At 35.6% G+C, this 2,250-nt stretch carries 1 protein-coding gene; it reads left to right on the top strand.

Annotation, left to right across the window (positions count from 1 at the left end; all coding sequences use genetic code 11):
• A partial coding sequence (locus tag SY27_RS11155; protein ID WP_161794149.1) for an RHS repeat domain-containing protein occupies positions 1 to 2,250 on the top strand: 2,250 nt, incomplete at both ends.

Raw genomic sequence — 2,250 nt, 5'->3', positions numbered from 1 at the left:
GCTACCAATGTGAAAGGCTTACCAACCGGTTCATGGGTGAGAGTAATGAACAATACCAATCAAAATGCAGTAGAAACCAGCTATACTTTGTACGATGATCGTTATAGACCGGTGCGTGTTTATACATCTAACCATTTAGGTGGATTTACACAAGTAGATTCTAAACTCGATTGGGCTGGAAAAACCGAATATACCATTACGACTCATAAATACGATACTAACGCTACAGTACTAACAGTTACTGATCGTTTTAGCTATTCCCCACAAGACCGTTTAACCCAACACAAACAACAAATAGGCAGTCTGCCAGAACAGCTTATTACCCAAAACACCTATGATGAACTAGGACAACTCATCAGTAAAAAAGTAGGTGGCACCAATGTAAGCCCAAGYGCTACAGGACTCCAAAAARTAGATTATACYTACAACGTGAGAGGTTGGCTGAAAAGCATTAATGATGTCAATGATATTACTACTGAAAACGATTTGTTTGCTTTTAAAATCAATTACAATGATCCTGAAAAYGCCACTGCTTTATTCAATGGTAATATTTCAGAGACTTTTTGGAAAACAAACAGTGATAATACTTTAAGAAAATATAAATATTCTTATGATAATCTAAATCGATTGTTAGACGCTAACTATTCAAAAGTAGGAGCAACACCAAACGATGTTAATGCTTATGATGAAACCTTATCTTACGATAAAAATGGAAACATCAAAACACTCGTTAGAAATGGTGGTATTAATGCTGGAAACACCAATGTTATTGACAATCTAACATATGATTATCATCCTGATGTTAAAAATCAATTACTAAAAGTAGACGATGGTTCTAATTCACCACAAGGTTTTAAAGATGGTATTAATACCGACAATGATTATACTTATGATAACAATGGAAACTTAACAAAAGACAAAAACAAAGACATAACGGCTATTGTTTATAATCATTTGAATTTGCCTACCGAAATTGTTTTTAACAATGATGTGAATAAAAAAATTACGTATATTTACAATGCGACAGGAGTAAAAGTAAGCAAAATAGTGAATGAAGCAACCAACATAACCCAAACCAATTATTTAGCAGGAGGTTTTCAATACAAAAATAATGTATTGCAATTTTTTCCGCATGCTGAGGGCTATGTAAAACATGAAGCAAACAATTACAGCTATGTTTTTAATTATACCGACCATTTAGGAAATATTAGACTTAGTTATTCAGATATTGATGGAAATGGAATATTAGGAGATGAATACATACAAGAATGCACCACTAGTTATAACGATAAAGGTGTTCCAATTCAAAATTGCGTAGATTATTTTATTAGTCCCATATTAGAGGAAAATCATTATTATCCTTTTGGACTGAAACACGCTAATAGCGCTGTTATTAATTCTCAACCAAATTACCAGTATCGCTATAACTCCAAAGAGTTCCAAAATGAGCTTGATTTAAATCTATATGACTATGGTGCAAGGAATTATGACCCAGCTATAGGTAGATGGATGAACATTGACCCGTTGGCGGAAACCTCTAGAAGATGGACACCTTACAACTATGCTTATAATAATCCGATGTATTTTGTTGACCCTGATGGAATGCAAAGTGATGACTGGATTAGTGTTAACGGTCAAATGCTTTATGACAGTAGAGTTACTGATCAAGCATCAGCTACAGAATTATATGGTAATGAAGCAAAGCATTATGCAATAGGTTCTTCTTATACAACTGAAGGAGATAACATAGTGCTTGGGGATTTAGGTTTTTTTACAGACAATGGTGTGCTTCAAATGTCAGCTGATATGGCAGGAACTGAAGGTCAAATAGCACAAGTAGAGCAAAGTTATGCGGCAGCTGGTATGATTATGACAGGTATTGCAGCTGATGGTGTTACTCCTGACCCGTCAGACGTTGCTGTTCCAAAATGGGTTGTATACGGTGTTGCTGCTGCCGCTGTTGGTGCGGTAATATTAAAGAGGGATGCTGAAATAGACCGAATCTTAGAAAGAGCTAATGATGGTCCTCCTGGAGTTCAATATTCCTTGAGAGCAAATACAAGTGGAGAATATCCTATAATGTCATCAGGGAGTAGTGTTCCAACTGGTACAATGCATTTAAATGCTGGTGATGTGTGGAAATATGGTGAAACAACTAATCCAACAAGTAGATATAATGCTGGCGACTTAAGTACGGTAGGAGCTGGTGGTGTTTCACAACATAATGAGTTTACAGGTACTCAAACACAA

The organism is Flavobacterium sp. 316 (assembly GCF_000967805.1).
Lineage (GTDB): Bacteria > Bacteroidota > Bacteroidia > Flavobacteriales > Flavobacteriaceae > Flavobacterium > Flavobacterium sediminilitoris.
The sequence above is the reverse complement of the archived record's forward strand: the minus strand, read 5'-3'. Positions and strand labels throughout refer to the sequence as shown.